Here is a 15,633-nt window from a genome sequence, read left to right on the forward strand (position 1 = left end):
AACATAAATTTCATTATAATTTTCCGCTTTTTAAAAATGTTTTATTTTGTTGTTTTTAAAGGTAGAATTTACATGTATCTTAAACACTTATATTTTAGCATCTCTCAAATTTTTAATTTTTACAAAGAAGGTTTTAAAAATTTAACTCTTGGAAAGACCCTTTGGAAAATTATTTTTATCAAACTTTTTGTTATGTTTGTGATTTTAAAACTTTTTGTTTTTGATGTAAATTTTAATTCTATTTTTAAAAGCGACAAAGAAAAAAGCACTTTTGTACTCAAAAATCTTACACTCGAAGGAAAATAAATGAACGAACTTAGTAGCGTTGATTGGTCAAGAGCGCAGTTTGCTTTAACTGCACTTTATCATTTTTTGTTTGTGCCTTTAACCTTAGGCTTATCTTTTATGATCGCTATCATGGAAACCATCTATGTAAAAACTAAAAATGAAAGATGGAAAAAAATCACCAAATTTTGGCTTTCATTATTTGCTATAAATTTTGCTATCGGTGTAGCTACAGGCATTATAATGGAATTTGAATTTGGAACAAACTGGGCAAATTATAGCTGGTTTGTGGGTGATATTTTTGGTGCACCTTTGGCGGTTGAAGGTATTATGGCATTTTTTTTAGAGGCTACTTTTTTTGCAGTTATGTTTTTTGGCTGGGATAAAGTAAGCAAGGGTTTTCACTTACTTTCAACTTGGTGTGTGGCTATAGGAAGTAATCTTTCTGCTTTTTGGATTTTAGTGGCAAATGGTTGGATGCAATATCCTGTAGGAATGAGCTTTAACCCTGACACAGCAAGAAATGAAATGCAAAGCTTTTTTGAAGTAGCACTTTCTCCTGTAGCTATTTCAAAATTTTTACATACCATAGGCAGTGGTTATGTGATTTCAGCTTTATTTGTAATGGGAATTTCAGCTTGGTTTATGTTAAAAGGACGCCATATTATCGAGGCTAAAAAAAGCTTAGTTGTAGGAGCTAGTTTTGGTTTGGTTTGTTCAATCTTTTTATTTTTCAGCGGAGATGAAAGCGCTTACCGTGTAACTCAAACTCAACCTATGAAACTTGCAGCTATGGAAGGGGTTTATCAAGGTGAACATCGTGCAGGACTTGTACCTTTTGGAATTTTAAATCCTAAAAAAACCATAGATAATAACGAAAGTGTGTTTTTATTTGACATTACTATACCTTACGCTCTTTCTATATTAGGAAACCGTGATCCAAATTCTTTTGTTCCAGGAATTGAAGATTTGATCTATGGAAATGAAAGCAAAGGTATAGAACCTATGCAAAATCGTATCGATAGAGGAAAAATCGCTATACAAGCTCTAAAAGACTATAAACTTGCTAAAGAAAACAATGATACAATAGCTATGGCAAATCACAAATCCATTTTAGAAACTCATTTTAAAGATTTTGGTTATGGATATTTAGAAAAACCAAGCGATACTATTCCACCTGTGGCTTTAACTTTTTATAGCTTTCATATCATGGTTGCTTTAGGAAGTTTTTTCTTTTTACTTTTCATCGTTACGCTTTATCTTACCATGGCAAATGATATTGAGAAATTTAGAAAAGTACTTTGGGTGTGTTTGTTATCCATTCCATTAGGTTATATCGCCGCTGAAGCAGGCTGGATTGTTGCTGAAGTAGGCAGACAACCTTGGGCAATTCAAGACTTACTTCCCGTACATATCGCAGCAACGCAACTTGGAAAAATCAACGTTCAAATTTCATTTTGGATTTTTGCAGTACTTTTTACAGCTTTATTGATTGCAGAAGTTAAAATCATACTTACTCAGATTAAAAAAGGTTTTGATGCACATGCAGGACATACTCCACTTATGGGCAAAGGAGAAAAATAATGTTTTTTGGTTTAGAACTTGAAGGTTTGCAAATTTATTGGTGGTTGATTTTAAGTTTGCTCGGCGGACTTTTAGTTTTTATGTTTTTTGTCCAAGGTGGACAGACTTTAATCGATGAGCTTAGCAAGGATGAGCTTGAAAAAACCATGCTAGTCAATTCTTTAGGGCGTAAATGGGAGCTTGGTTTTACAACTCTCGTACTTTTTGGCGGAGCAGCTTTTGCAGCTTTTCCACTTTTTTATAGTACAAGTTTTGGCGGAGCTTATTGGGCTTGGCTTTGTATTTTATTTTGTTTTATTTTACAGGCTGTGGCTTATGAATATCGCAAAAAAGAAAATAATGTTTATGGCTCTAAAACCTATGAAATTTTTCTTAAAATCAATGGTTATTTAGGTGTGTTTTTAATCGGAGTTGCAGTAAGTAGTTTTTTTAGCGGTTCTGAATTTATCTTAAATGAGCATAATTTTGTTTCTTGGCAAAATCCTTTGCACGGCTTAGAACTTTTACTTAATCCTTTTAATTATCTCTTAGGCTTAGCTTTAGTATTTTTAGCAAGGCTTTTAGGCGCAGCGTATTTTATGAACAATATCAATGATGAGAATATCAAAATAAGAGTTATGAAAAAACTCATGATTAATAGTATTTTATTTTTACCTTTTTTCTTAGGTTTTTTAGTGTGGATTTTCTTAAAAGATGGTTTTAGTGTAGATGCAAATGGAGTTGTAAGCATGAGTGCGAATTTATATTTATATAATTTCTTAAATCAAATGATTTTTGCTGTTTTGCTTGTTATTGGTGTGATTTTAGTGCTTTTAGGTATGGTTCAAGGAGCAAAAGGTTGCTCTAAAGCTATTTTTACCCTAGGACTTGGAACGGTTTTAACAGTTTTTGCTTTATTATCAAGCATTGGTTTAGGTCAAAGTGCTTTTTACCCATCTTTAAGTGATTTGCAAAGTTCTTTAACTTTAAAAAATGCAAGTTCAAGCTATTATACTCTAAGCGTCATGGCTTATGTATCTTTACTTGTACCTTTTGTTTTAGCTTATATTATCTATGTTTGGAATGCAATGGATAAAGTAAAAATCACACGCGAAGAAATCGCAAACGATGATCACGCATATTAAGGAGAAAAAATGTTACATGCTTTGTTTTTATTGGCTTGGCCTTTAGTAATTTATCTAAGCTATAAATTTATAATGCTAAATATCAATCAATTAGAAAAAGATAGCAAACTATAAAGCAAGATAAGATTTAAACCGATATAAGTATAAATCTTTTCAAAATATTGCAATTTGCCCATTTTTGGGCATCTTTTAATCATAAATCTTTTAAAGCTTCATTAGCAGCATCAAGGGCGTGAATAAGGCTTGTGTCAAAAATTTTAATATTTGTATCATTTTTGGATATTAATAAACCAATTTCAGTGCAAGCTAAAAGCACTCCCTTTGCCCCTTTTTCTTGTAGTTTATTTATAATATTTAAATATTTTTCTTTAGAATCTTGCTTGATTTTACCTTTGCAAAGCTCATTAAAAATAATATCATTAACGATTTTTATATCTTCATCACTAGGAGTAATAACGCTAATATTTTCTTCAATCAGCATTTTTTTATAAAAATCCTGAGTCATTGTGTATTTAGTACCCAATAAACCAATTTTTTGTATGTTTTCTTGTTTTAAAGCCTTAGCAGAGCTTTTTGCAATATGCAAAATAGGGATATTTATATTTTGTTGAATTTCATCAAAAACCTTATGCATAGTATTAGTTGCAATTATTATAAAACTAGCCCCTGCAAGTTCTAATTTTTTAGCACATTGAGTCAAAATTTGTGCAGCTTCTTGCCATTTATCTTGGCTTTGTAAATTTTCTATTTCTTCAAAATTAACACTGTAAAGTAAAATTTTTGCAGAATTTAAAGATTTTAATTTATCATTTATAGCTTGATTTATTGTTTTATAATAAGTAATAGTGCTTTCAAAACTCATTCCGCCTATAATACCAATGGTTTTCATTTTTCTCCTTAAGAATTAATTTTTGAGTTATTTTATTACAATATATTTCATAGAAATATGATTTATTTTTAAATAAATAAATATATTTTAATATTTTTATTAAAATTTAAAATAATTTTTTAAACTATTTTCCAATCTATAGGAATTTTACCAACTTTTTTTAAAAATTCATTAGCCTTTGAAAAATGCTTACAACCTAAAAATCCTGTTCTAGCTAAAGGGCTTGGGTGGGCTGCTTTTAAAATCAAATGCTTAGTATTATCAATCAAAATCTCCTTGCTTTTTGCGTAATTTCCCCAAAGCATAAAAACAAGTCCTGATTTTTCATTGCTTAATTTATGTATTATAGCATCACTAAATTCTTGCCAACCCCACGAACTATGACTAGCTGCTTTATTTGCTTCAACGCTAAGAATAGAATTTAAGAGCAAAACTCCTTGTTTTGCCCAAGAGCTTAAATCTCCGCTTTTTGCTGGAGTGATGTTTAAATCATTTTGCAATTCTTTAAAAATATTATTAAGACTTGGTGGGATTTTTACATTTTTTGGAACCGAAAAACTAAGCCCCATTGCTTGATTTGGTTGATGATAAGGATCTTGTCCTAGGATAATAATTTTAATTTCTTTTAAAGGACATAAATTAAAAGCATTAAAGATTAAATTTGCAGGTGGATAAATAATTATATTTTGATTAATCGCATTTAGGTATTGTTTTTTGATTTCTAGAAAATATTTTTTTTGAAATTCGTCTCTTAAAAATTCTTTCCAGTCATCATTTATTTTAATCTTATCTATGTTTATTGTAATTTCTTCCATATTATCCCTAATTATTTAAATTATTAAAAATTTTATTCTAACAAAAAAGCTTGCAAAAATATATTAATTTTTTTTAAAGTAAATAAAATTTTTTATATTAATAAAAATTAAATATAAAGACATAATAGGATATAAAAATACTTAATTTATTGTATTTGAAAGTAGTTTTCTTATTAACCAATTATTAACTAAAAATGCAATATCATTATTTTATGATTTAAATCAAAAATTTTTGATTTTAAATTAAAATACTTTTATGAAAGGTTCAAAATGGGAACAAGAAAAGAACATGATTTTATTGGGGAATTAGAAATCTCTGATGAGGTTTATTATGGAGTGCAAACTTTTAGAGCTGTTGAAAATTTTGATATTTCTCATGATAGATTAAAAGATTTTCCTCGCTTTGTTAGAGCTTTGGCTAGAGTAAAAAAAGCTGCAGCTATGGCAAATCATGAATTAGGTCTTTTGGATAAAAATATCCAAGATGCGATTATTAAAGCGTGCGATAAAATTTTAGAAGGCGGGTATTATGATCAATTTGTAGTAGATATGATCCAAGGAGGTGCTGGAACAAGTACAAATATGAATGCTAATGAAGTTATAGCAAACATAGGACTTGAACTTATGGGTCATAAAAAAGGTGAATACCAATATCTTCATCCAAATGATCATGTTAATTTAAGTCAAAGTACTAATGATGCTTATCCTACAGCTTTACACCTTGCCTTGCATGATTATTTAAGCGATTTGGCAAAAGCTATGGAACATCTAAAAAAAGCTTATGAGAGAAAAGCTGAAGAATTTAAAGATGTTCTTAAAATGGGTAGAACCCAACTGCAAGATGCTGTACCTATGACTTTAGGTCGTGAATTTAAAACTTTTGCCGTAATGATAGGTGAAGATATACAAAGAGTATTAGAAGCTAGAAAATTGATTTTAGAGATCAATTTGGGTGGAACTGCTATTGGAACGGGAATTAATTCTCATCCTGATTATCCGAAGGTTGTAGAAAGAAAAATAAGAGAAGTGACAGGTTTTGAATATACTGTGGCTGAGGATTTAATCGAGGCGACTCAAGATACGGGAGCTTATGTACAAATTTCAGGTGTTTTAAAACGTGTTGCAACAAAACTTTCTAAAGTATGTAATGACTTAAGACTTTTAAGTAGTGGTCCAAAATGTGGTCTTAATGAGATTAATCTTCCAAAAATGCAACCAGGTAGTTCTATCATGCCAGGTAAGGTAAATCCTGTTATTCCTGAAGTAGTTAATCAAGTTTGTTATTTTGTTATTGGAGCAGATGTAACTGTAACTTTTGCTTGTGAGGGTGGACAATTACAACTTAATGTTTTTGAACCAGTTGTAGCATATAGCTTATTTAATTCTGTTGTAATGCTAGAAAAAGCAATGTATACTTTAGCTGATAAATGTATAGATGGTATTACTGCAAATGAAAAAATTTGTTCAGACTTCGTCTATAATTCAGTAGGTATAGTAACAGCTTTAAATCCTTATATTGGCTATGAAAATTCAGCTTCTATAGCTAAAGAGGCAATGAACACTGGAAAAAGAGTGGCTGATATTGCGCTTGAAAGAGGGCTTTTAAGTAAAGAACAAATTGATGAAATTTTAACTCCATCAAATATGCTAAATCCTCACATGGAAGCTAAAAAATAGCATTTTAGGATTTAATATGGATATAATGATAATTTTGCAAGTAATCGTCCTTCTTGGGGCGATTTTTATCGGTATTCGCCTAGGCGGTATTGCTATAGGTTATGCTGGAGGATTAGGTGTAGTTATACTAGGACTTGTTTTAGGTATGAAACCTGGTAATATTCCTTGGGATGTTATTTTAATTATTGCTGCAGCTATTGCAGCAATTTCTGCTATGCAACAAGCAGGTGGACTTGATTATATGGTAAGGGTGACAGAAAAAATTTTAAGATCAAGCCCTAAATTTATAAATTATTTAGCTCCAGCTTGTGGGTGGTTGCTTACAATCTTAGCAGGAACAGGAAATGCAGTATTTTCTTTAATGCCTGTTGTAGTTGATGTTGCAAAATCTCAAAACATAAAACCTAGTGTTCCACTTTCATTAATGGTTGTTTCTTCGCAAATTGGAATCACTGCTTCTCCTGTAAGTGCAGCTGTGGTTTATATGAGCGGCGTTTTAGAGCCACTTGGATGGAATTATCCAACTTTAATTGGAATTTGGATTAGCACAACTTTTGTAGCTTGTATGCTTGCAGCTTTTATAGTGAGTTTAATCACTCCTATGGATTTGAGTAAGGATAGTGTTTATCAAGAACGATTAAAAGCAGGACTTGTAAAGGATGCAGGAGCTGTTTTGCATGGCGAAGATAAACCAGGTGCTAAACTTTCAGTGGTGATTTTCTTGATCACTGTTTTGGCAGTTGTACTTTATGCAACCGCAATTTCAAGTAATATTAAATGGATTGATCCTGTTGTGGTTCCAAGAGATGCAGCTATTATGAGCTTTTTGCTTACTGCAGCAACTTTGATCACTTGGCTTTGTAAAGTTGAACCAGGTAAAATTCTTGACACTAGTGTATTTAAAAGCGGTATGACTGCTTGTGTTTGTGTTTTTGGTGTAGCATGGCTTGGAAATACTTTTGTTGCAGGACACGAAGCTTCTATTAAAGAAGTAGCAGGCGACTGGGTTAAACAAACCCCTGCTATGTTAGCAGTTGCATTTTTCTTTGCAAGTATGCTTTTATATTCTCAAGCAGCAACCGCAAAGGCCATTGTACCTGTAATTATCACTGCTTTAGGAATTTCAGCAGCAAATCCGCATGATTCTTATATGCTTGTAGCTTGTTTTGCAGCAGTTTCAGCACTTTTTGTACTTCCAACTTATCCGACTTTGTTAGGTGCAGTGCAAATGGATGATACAGGAACGACTAGAATTGGTAAATTTATATTTAATCACTCATTCTTTATACCAGGGGTTTTAGCTATTGCAATTGCTGTAGCATTAGGCTTTGTATTAGCTCCTATGCTTATTTAAATCAAACCCTAGGTTTTTCTCTCCTAGGGTTAAAATTTTTTCATTAGTTTTTAAGTATATACTACGCTATAATATTCATTTTTAATTTTCTTTAAGAAAGGAATTTAATGAAGATAAAAGTTGGGTTGATTTTTTCAGGTATTGTTTGCCTTTTTTTAACAGCTTGTGTTAATCAGGTTAAACAAAATACAACATTTGAAAATGCTTTAACACAAAAATATTGTGGTGATGATTTTTTCAATCAAAATTTAGAAAAAATTAAAAAAAATGATGATGTCATTTATACAGGATTAAATGCAGGTTTGATTGCTAGAAATTGTGGTGATTTTAACAAAAGTAATGTATTTTTTGATGCTGCGGAAGAATCTTATAAATATGATGTGGATTTAGAAAATGTAGGCTCTAAAGCAACTAAATTTGTTGGTACAACCTTGCTTAATGATACTATAGTAGATTATGATGGTTCTTTATATGAAAGAATTATGGTTAATATATATAAAGCTCTAAACTATATGGAAGAAGATGATTATGAAAATGCAAGAGTTGAGTTTAATCGTGCTTTAATGCGTCAAGATAAGGCAAAAGAATATTTTGCTAAAGAAATTGAAAAAAATCGTGCTGATTTAGATAAGGCAAAAGAAGATAAAAATTATGATAAAAATATGAATGAAAATTCAAAAGTTATAGAAGAGCAATATGACAACTTATTTAAAGAATTTGATACAACAAAAAATTTCATAAATCCTTATGCGACTTATCTTGCTTCAATATTTTTCTTTATGGATAAAGATTATAGAAAAGCTGCAGATTTATTTAGAGAAGTAGCTATTATTTATCCAAAAAACAAAACTATCAAAAAAGAGGCTAAAATTTTTAAAGAATATGCCACAAAAATAAAAGTCAAAAAAGCTAAAAAATATGTTTTTGTAGTTTATGAAAATGGATTTGGTGTAGTTAAGGATGAATTTGCTTTAACCTTACCTTTTATAGTGGATAAAAAAATTATTAGCACAAATATTGCTTTACAAACCTTGAAAAAAAGGGAAGCTTCTTTTGCAAATTTAAATATAAATGGTCAAAATACAAATGATTTTGTAGATTTAGACAATATTGTCGCTACTGAATTTAAAATAAATATGCCTGCAATGATTGCTAAAGCCTTAGCTCAAACTATAATTAAAACCACTTTAAATGTAGCTGTTGCAAATAATGACTCTACAGGTGGATGGCTAAGTCTTGCAACAGCAGTAGCAACTGCTGCAACCAACAAAGCTGATGTGCGTTCTTGGAGAGGTTTACCAAAAAGTATTGCCATAGCAACAATAGAAAACGACGGAAATTTAGAAATCAAAGATCCACAAGGCAATATTTTGTTTCAAAAATCATTGGATAAAAATAAAAATGCTCTTGTGATAGTGCGTTCTTTTGCTCCGTATTTACCCGCAAGTGTTGCTATCATGGAAAAATAAGGCTAAAAGATGAAAAAAAATATTTTATTTATTTTAATGTTTTTACTTAGTGCTTGTGCACCAAGTTATCAAATAAATTCAAATCAAAATACTGTAATTTTAGGTTCAAATTTACCAAAAAGTTTAGTAAAACAGTTTCAAAAGCGTATAAATAGCAATGGTTATTTAGAATTTGAAGTGATTTTACGCAGTACTTTTGCTAAAGATGTAATTTATAAAGTGGATTGGTTAGATAAAGATGGTTTTGTGCTAAGAGATGTTTTAAATGAGGACTATCAAGCCCTTAGAATTCCAGCAGGACAAGAGGTGATTCTTCGTAAACTTGCATCTGATATAAGAGCGAAGGATTTTAGATTAGAAATTAAAGCAAAAAATTAATCTCATTTTAGGAAGGATAAATCATGAAAAAAACAAAAATTTTAGGAACAGCTCTTATTGGAGCTTTGCTTTTTAGTGGTTGTGCGCAAACAGCTTATACAGATGGAAAGGCAAGTCAGGTGAAAAAAGGGGATGCTTTAACCTTGGGTCTTGATAGACAAGATTTTGAAAGTGCAGCTGAAACTATGATAAATAGTATGTTAAGCGATCCTGCTTTTGCAAATATTAAACCAGGTACAAGAAAGGTTATTGCTATTGGTAGGGTTGTGAATGATACCCCGCAAAGAATCGATACTGAAAAACTTACCGCAAAAATCACTTCTGCATTAAGAAAATCAGGTAAATTTGTTCTAACTTCAGCAGTTGCTGCAGGCGGAGCACTTGATAGCATGAGTGAAGATGTAAGAGAATTAAGAGATAATGATGAGTTTAATCAAAAAACCATAGCAAAAAAAGGGACATTGGTATCGCCTGATTTTTCTCTTGCGGGTAAAATTAGACAAGATAATGTAAAACTTAGCAATGGTAAAACTCAAGTAGAATACTTTTTCTTGTTAAGACTTACTGATTTAACATCAGGTTTAGTTTATTGGGAAGATGAACAAACTATTGATAAAACCGGTTCTAGTAAATCAGTTACTTGGTAAAATAAAAATTAATTTATGAATAAAATTTTTAGCTCAAGTGTTTAGCTTGGGCTTTTTTTATGATTTTTAAAAGGATACGAAATGAAAAAAATATTATTTATCGGCTCTTTAGTTATGGCAAGTTTACTTTATGCACAAGGTTCCCAGCCTGTAGAGATTATTGAGCCAGAACAAACAGAACAAACACCAGTTACAAAACCTAAAACAGAGAATTTATCAAATCTTATGAATAAAGCGAGCAAAGCTCTTAAAAGAAAAAATCCTGAAGCTGTAGTTTATACTGCAAAAGCTTCTATTGATGTAGGACCTGATGATTCGCAATATTATGATTATTTAGCAACTGCTTATTCCGAAGCTGTTTTAAAGCTTAAAGCTAATATGGTTTTATCAAAAGCAGGGATAATTGCTGTTAAAGAAACTTTATCTTATTTTCATAAAACCATTCCTGATGATAAATTAAATCAAGAAATGCAAAAAAAAGCAGATGTAGAACTAAAAAAATTACAAGAAAAACAAGCAGATGCGGATAAAATTTTTGATTTTATAGGTAAGCTTATATCTGAATTTGCGCAAAAACTACCACCTGAAAAACAAGATTCTAAATTTGTAGCAGAACTTGAAGATAAAATTTTTGAAAACACTTATAATCAAGGTTTTACAAAAACTGCCATGGATGAAATTACAGGATTAATTCCTTATGAAACTTTTATAGTAAATGATGAAGATGGCTATCAAGTAGGTGTTTTAGCTTATACTACGCCAAATTCTTTACAACTTGCTAGAGATTTAAAACAAGGACATCAATCAAAACCTACAGATAAAAAAGAACAATGCAAAAATCCTGATGATATAGCTGATGCTATGGATGATGATGCATTGCTTTCTCATTTGGGTATAAAATACTTTTTTAATGAAAATTGTCGTCCAGCAATTTTAGCTTATGGTATGTCTTCTTTCATAAAAGAAGAAGGAATGAATGCAGATTATCAAGAAGAGGAAGAAGAGCGTGCTAAAGGCAGAGCAGATGCTTTCATATCATCGTTTTTATCTTCTTCGGTATCAGCAAACATTAAAGATAGCTCAACAAAAGAAAAAATAAAAAAAGCTATGATTAAAGCTGTTGCTCAAGGAGATACTACTAATTACAATACAAAAAAAACAGGACCTCAAACTTCATTAATAAAAGAAATGTCAAAAGATTTCAGTGCTGATTCAAGTATGAGTTTATTAGGAATTGAAGATGCTAGAATTTGGAGTGTGGATAAGGGGGATTATAGAGTAGTAGGTGCGATACGTTATTATTCTATGGACAGTATAGAAGCTGCTAATAAAAGATTTGATCCAAACTATGGGGCAACACCAAAATCTAGCACACCAAAAAAAGTTATACCTAGTGTAAAACACTCATCAAACCTTGATGTAGATGATTTTTAAGGAAAATCAATGAGAGTTTTATTTGTATCACTAGTTTTTTTTGCATTTTTAAATGCTAAAGTTGTCACCACTAGCACGACAAAACAAGCACAAGGAGAAGGTTATGGTGTTACTTACGAACAAGCCGTGGGTAAAGCTTTAGCTGATGCCATATCTCGTATGTATGGTGGTAGTTTAAGTCAAAGTACAAATTTTAAAACTAAAAGTACAAAAGACAAAAATGGACAAAATTTAGAAAAAAGCTTCAATGATGAAATTCGTTGTGCTACAAAAGGTAGTTTTGACTCTTATGAAGTGATTTCTAAAATCCAAACCAATGACGGGTTTAATGTTAAAGTTGTGATTAAAAAAACCACAACAACAAAAAAGTATCAAGCTCCAGGTTTAAGTGCAGATAATAGAAGAAGTATTACTGTTTTTGATTCTACTCCAGATGCTGCAAAAAGAGGTATAGGCTCAGCTTTGCAACAAAAAATCATTTCTGATTTATTGCAAAGTCGTAAATTTAATGTTTTAGACCGTGATTCTAGTGGCTATTATGAAATGGAAAAAGCTTTAATCAAAAGTGGCGACGCAGCTAGCGATGAAGTTTATAAACTTAAAAATGTGTTAGCAACAGATTATATTTTATTGTTTTCTATTTCAGGACTTGAAGGTAAACAAAAAACAAGCAATTTAACAGGAAAAAGCAAAACTGAAATTGAAGTTATCGTAGATTATCGTGTGCTTTTATTTGCTACAAGACAAATTAAATTTTCTAATACTTTAAGTATGAAAGTCAATCTTAAAGACAATAGTCTTAGTGCCAATGAAGCTGCACTCAAACAAATTGCAAATCGTATTGCAGGAGATATTTTAAATGCAATTTATCCTTTGAAAGTTGCAAGCGTTGAAAACAATGAAGTAGTATTTTCTCAAAGCTTAAATCAAGGTGATGTTTATGAATGTTTTGCTCTTGGCAAGGCTATAAAAGATACTTATACAAAAGAAAATATAGGAAGAGTAGAAAGCAAAACAGGAAGTATTGAAATCACTCGCACAAGCCCTAAACTTTCTTATGCAAAAATCACAGAAGGTAGTGTAAAAGTGGGCGATATTTGTAGACCTTTAATTGGTAGTAATAGTGGAAATGGATACACTATAGGTCGTGATGCAAATTATCAAACCGAAGAAGGTGGCGGAGTAAATCTGGGATTTTAAATTTTTAGAGTTTGATTTTTCTCAAACTCTAAATCCTTTCTTAAATTCATCAAAAATTAAAGAAAAATTTTGTAAAATCGAAATTTTATTAAACCACTAAAGCTTTTAAATCCGTTATTGCGGTGCTTTATGGTACTACCAATTTATAAGGAAAAGCAATGTATGCTATTATCAAACACAGCGGAAAGCAATACAAAGTAAGTGTTGGCGATGAGCTAAAACTAGATCACTTTGAAGCTGAAAGCAAAGCAAGTATTGAAGTAAGCGAAGTTCTTGCTATCAATGATAAAGAATTAAAGGTAGGTGCGCCTTTCGTAGCAGGTGCAAAAGTTGTTTTGGAAGTGATCAATCACGGAAAAGATAAAAAAGTTGTGATTTACAAAAAAAGACGCAGAAAAGATTCTAAACTCAAACGCGGTTTTAGAAGACAATTTACTCGCGTTGTAGTAAAAGATATCAAAGCTTAAGGAGTAAAGAATGGCACACAAGAAAGGTCAAGGTTCAACTCAAAATAACCGCGATTCTATAGGTCGTCGTTTAGGTGTTAAAAAATTTGGTGGCGAGTTTGTTAGAGCTGGAAATATCATCATCCGCCAAAGAGGAACTGCAACTCATGCAGGTAACAATGTAGGTATGGGGAAAGATCATACTATCTTTGCTTTGATTGATGGTTTTGTAAAATTCGAAAGAAAAGATAAAGATAGAAAAAAAGTTTCTGTATACCCTGCATAAGTTTTTAGGACGCTTTTTTAGCGTCTTGAAAACTTTAAATTTATAAATTTAACTTCTTTTTATTTACTCAAATTTAGCTTTATAAATTTAAAATCAAAGGCAATTTAAATGTTTATTGATAGTGTTAAAATTACTTTAGCTTCAGGCGATGGTGGTAAAGGTGCTGTAAGTTTTCGTCGTGAAAAACATGTTCCACTTGGTGGCCCTGATGGGGGAGATGGTGGAAATGGTGGCGATATTATTTTCGTATGTGATAATAATACCCACACTCTTGTAAATTTCAAAGGCAAAAGAGAATTACGCGCACAAAATGGTGCTGGTGGAATGGGACGCAATAAAAATGGCAAAAAAGGTGAAAATTTAGAACTTATAGTACCCGAAGGAACGCAAGTTATCGATGCACAAACTAATGAAATTTTACTCGATCTTACCAAAGAAGGACAAAGAGAGCTTTTTTTAAAAGGTGGAAAAGGCGGACTTGGCAACACTCATTTTAAACATGCTACCAATCAACGTCCTGATTACGCACAACCTGGTATAAAAGGAGAAAGTCGCTTAGTCAGACTTGAGCTTAAACTTATTGCCGATGTAGGGCTTGTAGGCTTTCCAAATGTGGGAAAATCTACTCTTATAAGCGTTGTTTCAAATGCAAAACCTGAAATTGCAAATTATGAATTTACCACCCTTACTCCAAAACTTGGACTCGTAGATGTAGATGAGTATAATTCCTTTGTTATGGCTGATATTCCAGGGATTATCGAAGGAGCAAGTGGAGGCAAAGGCTTAGGACTTGCCTTTTTAAAGCACATAGAAAGAACGAGCTTTTTGCTTTTCGTACTAGATCCTATGAGGCAAATGCCTTTAAAAGAACAGTTTATAGTACTAAGAAAAGAACTTGAAAAATTTTCCAGTGAACTTTTTGGGCGTAAATTTGGTATCATGATTTCAAAAAGTGATAGTGTTAATTTAGGAGAAGAATTTGCCGAGCAAATTACTTTAAACATTAATGAGTTAGAAAATTATCTCAAAGAAATAAATAACCCACAAAGCTTTTTAATCAAAGTTTCAAGCCTTGAAAAAACAGGACTTAAAGAACTTAAATTCATGCTTTTAGAAGAAATTAAAACTTTAAGAAATAACAAATAAAAATTTTAACAATCTAGGAAGTGTTTTATATTAAAAATTTCAAACACTCCCTATTTTTTCAAAAAATAACTAGTTTATATGAAATTTTGGCTAAAATTATAAAAATTTTTTAAGGAATAAGCATGAAAAGAATAGTTGTTAAAGTGGGTTCTCATGTGATTAGCGAAGAAAACACTTTAAGTTTTGAGCGTCTTAAAAATTTAGTCGCATTTTTAGCTAAACTCATGGAAAAATATGAAGTGATTTTAGTAACTTCAGCGGCTATTTCAGCAGGACACACCAAACTAGATATCGATAGAAAAAACCTCATTAATAAACAAGTTTTAGCCGCTATTGGACAACCTTTTTTAATCAGTGTTTATAATGAACTTTTAGCCAAATTTAACAAACTAGGCGGACAAATTTTACTTACAGGTAAGGATTTTGACTCTAGAAAAGCTACTAAACACGCAAAAAATGCTATCGATATGATGATAAATTTAGGAATTTTACCTATCATCAATGAAAATGACGCTACAGCTATAGAAGAAATTGTCTTTGGTGATAATGATAGCTTAAGTGCTTATGCTACGCATTTTTTTGATGCGGATTTGCTTGTGATTTTAAGTGATATTGATGGATTTTATGATAAAAATCCTAGTGAATTTAGTGATGCAAAGCGTTTAGAAAAAATCACTCATATTAAAGAAGAATGGCTACAAGCAACCATAAAAACAGGTAGTGAGCACGGAACGGGTGGTATAGTAACCAAACTTAAGGCAGCTAAATTTTTACTTGAACACAATAAAAAAATGTTTTTAGCAAGTGGCTTTGATTTAAGTGTGGCAAAGACATTTTTATTAGAAAATAAACAAATAGGCGGAACTTTGTTTGAGTGATTAATTTATTAAATTCTCTTT

The 15,633-nt window shown here is 31.2% G+C and carries 16 protein-coding genes; 14 read left to right on the forward strand and 2 right to left on the reverse strand.

Annotation, left to right across the window (positions count from 1 at the left end; translation table 11 throughout):
* Window positions 1-72: 72 nt before the first annotated feature.
* Genes SR62_RS00230 through cydB form a run of 3 tightly spaced genes read left to right on the forward strand, consistent with a single transcriptional unit; the run spans window position 73 to window position 2,993 of the window.
* Window positions 73-306, forward strand: coding sequence for a DUF4492 domain-containing protein (locus SR62_RS00230; protein ID WP_002851632.1), 234 nt, complete (start codon window positions 73-75; stop codon window positions 304-306).
* Window positions 307-1,869: a cytochrome ubiquinol oxidase subunit I gene (locus SR62_RS00235; protein WP_002893388.1), complete on the forward strand. Its 1,563-nt coding sequence runs from the start codon at window positions 307-309 to the stop codon at window positions 1,867-1,869. It begins immediately after the preceding gene.
* Entirely contained in the window at window positions 1,869-2,993 is a 1,125-nt protein-coding gene (gene cydB / locus SR62_RS00240; RefSeq protein WP_052794145.1) for a cytochrome d ubiquinol oxidase subunit II, read from the forward strand. Before SR62_RS00235 ends, cydB begins: the two co-directional genes overlap by 1 nt.
* 193 nt (window positions 2,994-3,186) lie before the next feature.
* On the opposite strand, the gene SR62_RS00245 is transcribed toward cydB, so the two are convergent.
* Both SR62_RS00245 and ung read right to left on the reverse strand, forming a co-directional pair.
* Window positions 3,187-3,882, reverse strand: coding sequence for an aspartate/glutamate racemase family protein (locus tag SR62_RS00245; protein WP_002893390.1), 696 nt, complete (start codon window positions 3,880-3,882; stop codon window positions 3,187-3,189).
* 119 nt (window positions 3,883-4,001) lie between these two features.
* A complete protein-coding gene (gene ung, locus SR62_RS00250) occupies window positions 4,002-4,697 on the reverse strand; it encodes a uracil-DNA glycosylase (protein WP_002854281.1) in 696 nt (231 codons plus the stop codon).
* Between the two features lie 270 nt (window positions 4,698-4,967).
* On the opposite strand from ung, the gene aspA reads away from it, so the two are divergent.
* From aspA to proB, 11 genes are all read left to right on the forward strand, one after another.
* Window positions 4,968-6,374 (forward strand): aspartate ammonia-lyase, encoded by a 1,407-nt coding sequence (gene aspA / locus SR62_RS00255; RefSeq protein WP_002851742.1) that lies wholly within the window; start codon window positions 4,968-4,970, stop codon window positions 6,372-6,374.
* 16 nt (window positions 6,375-6,390) lie between these two features.
* Window positions 6,391-7,728, forward strand: a complete 1,338-nt coding sequence (locus SR62_RS00260) for an anaerobic C4-dicarboxylate transporter (protein WP_002892575.1) — start codon at window positions 6,391-6,393, stop codon at window positions 7,726-7,728.
* Between the two features lie 107 nt (window positions 7,729-7,835).
* Window positions 7,836-9,197: a COG3014 family protein gene (locus SR62_RS00265; protein ID WP_038400824.1), complete on the forward strand. Its 1,362-nt coding sequence runs from the start codon at window positions 7,836-7,838 to the stop codon at window positions 9,195-9,197.
* A 9-nt stretch (window positions 9,198-9,206) separates the two neighbouring features.
* The gene (locus SR62_RS00270; protein ID WP_002854396.1) at window positions 9,207-9,575 is read left to right on the forward strand and encodes a DUF1425 domain-containing protein; all 369 of its coding nucleotides are present in this window, start codon (window positions 9,207-9,209) and stop codon (window positions 9,573-9,575) included.
* A gap of 23 nt (window positions 9,576-9,598) precedes the next feature.
* Window positions 9,599-10,222: a penicillin-binding protein activator LpoB gene (gene lpoB / locus SR62_RS00275; protein WP_002851945.1), complete on the forward strand. Its 624-nt coding sequence runs from the start codon at window positions 9,599-9,601 to the stop codon at window positions 10,220-10,222.
* An 81-nt stretch (window positions 10,223-10,303) separates the two neighbouring features.
* The gene (locus tag SR62_RS00280; protein ID WP_002892571.1) at window positions 10,304-11,656 is read left to right on the forward strand and encodes a hypothetical protein; all 1,353 of its coding nucleotides are present in this window, start codon (window positions 10,304-10,306) and stop codon (window positions 11,654-11,656) included.
* Between the two features lie 9 nt (window positions 11,657-11,665).
* Window positions 11,666-12,856, forward strand: coding sequence for a CsgG/HfaB family protein (locus SR62_RS00285; RefSeq protein WP_002892570.1), 1,191 nt, complete (start codon window positions 11,666-11,668; stop codon window positions 12,854-12,856).
* Between the two features lie 158 nt (window positions 12,857-13,014).
* Complete coding sequence (gene rplU, locus SR62_RS00290) at window positions 13,015-13,323, forward strand: 50S ribosomal protein L21 (protein WP_002778820.1); 309 nt, start codon at window positions 13,015-13,017, stop codon at window positions 13,321-13,323.
* A 10-nt stretch (window positions 13,324-13,333) separates the two neighbouring features.
* Window positions 13,334-13,588, forward strand: coding sequence for a 50S ribosomal protein L27 (rpmA, locus tag SR62_RS00295; RefSeq protein ID WP_002800974.1), 255 nt, complete (start codon window positions 13,334-13,336; stop codon window positions 13,586-13,588).
* Window positions 13,589-13,696: 108 nt separating this feature from the next.
* Entirely contained in the window at window positions 13,697-14,734 is a 1,038-nt protein-coding gene (gene obgE, locus SR62_RS00300; protein WP_002892569.1) for a GTPase ObgE, read from the forward strand.
* Between the two features lie 122 nt (window positions 14,735-14,856).
* Complete coding sequence (gene proB / locus SR62_RS00305) at window positions 14,857-15,612, forward strand: glutamate 5-kinase (protein ID WP_002892568.1); 756 nt, start codon at window positions 14,857-14,859, stop codon at window positions 15,610-15,612.
* Window positions 15,613-15,633: the final 21 nt, after the last annotated feature.

It is taken from the genome of Campylobacter sp. 2014D-0258, assembly GCF_008000495.1.
GTDB classification, from domain to species: Bacteria; Campylobacterota; Campylobacteria; order Campylobacterales; family Campylobacteraceae; genus Campylobacter_D; species Campylobacter_D jejuni.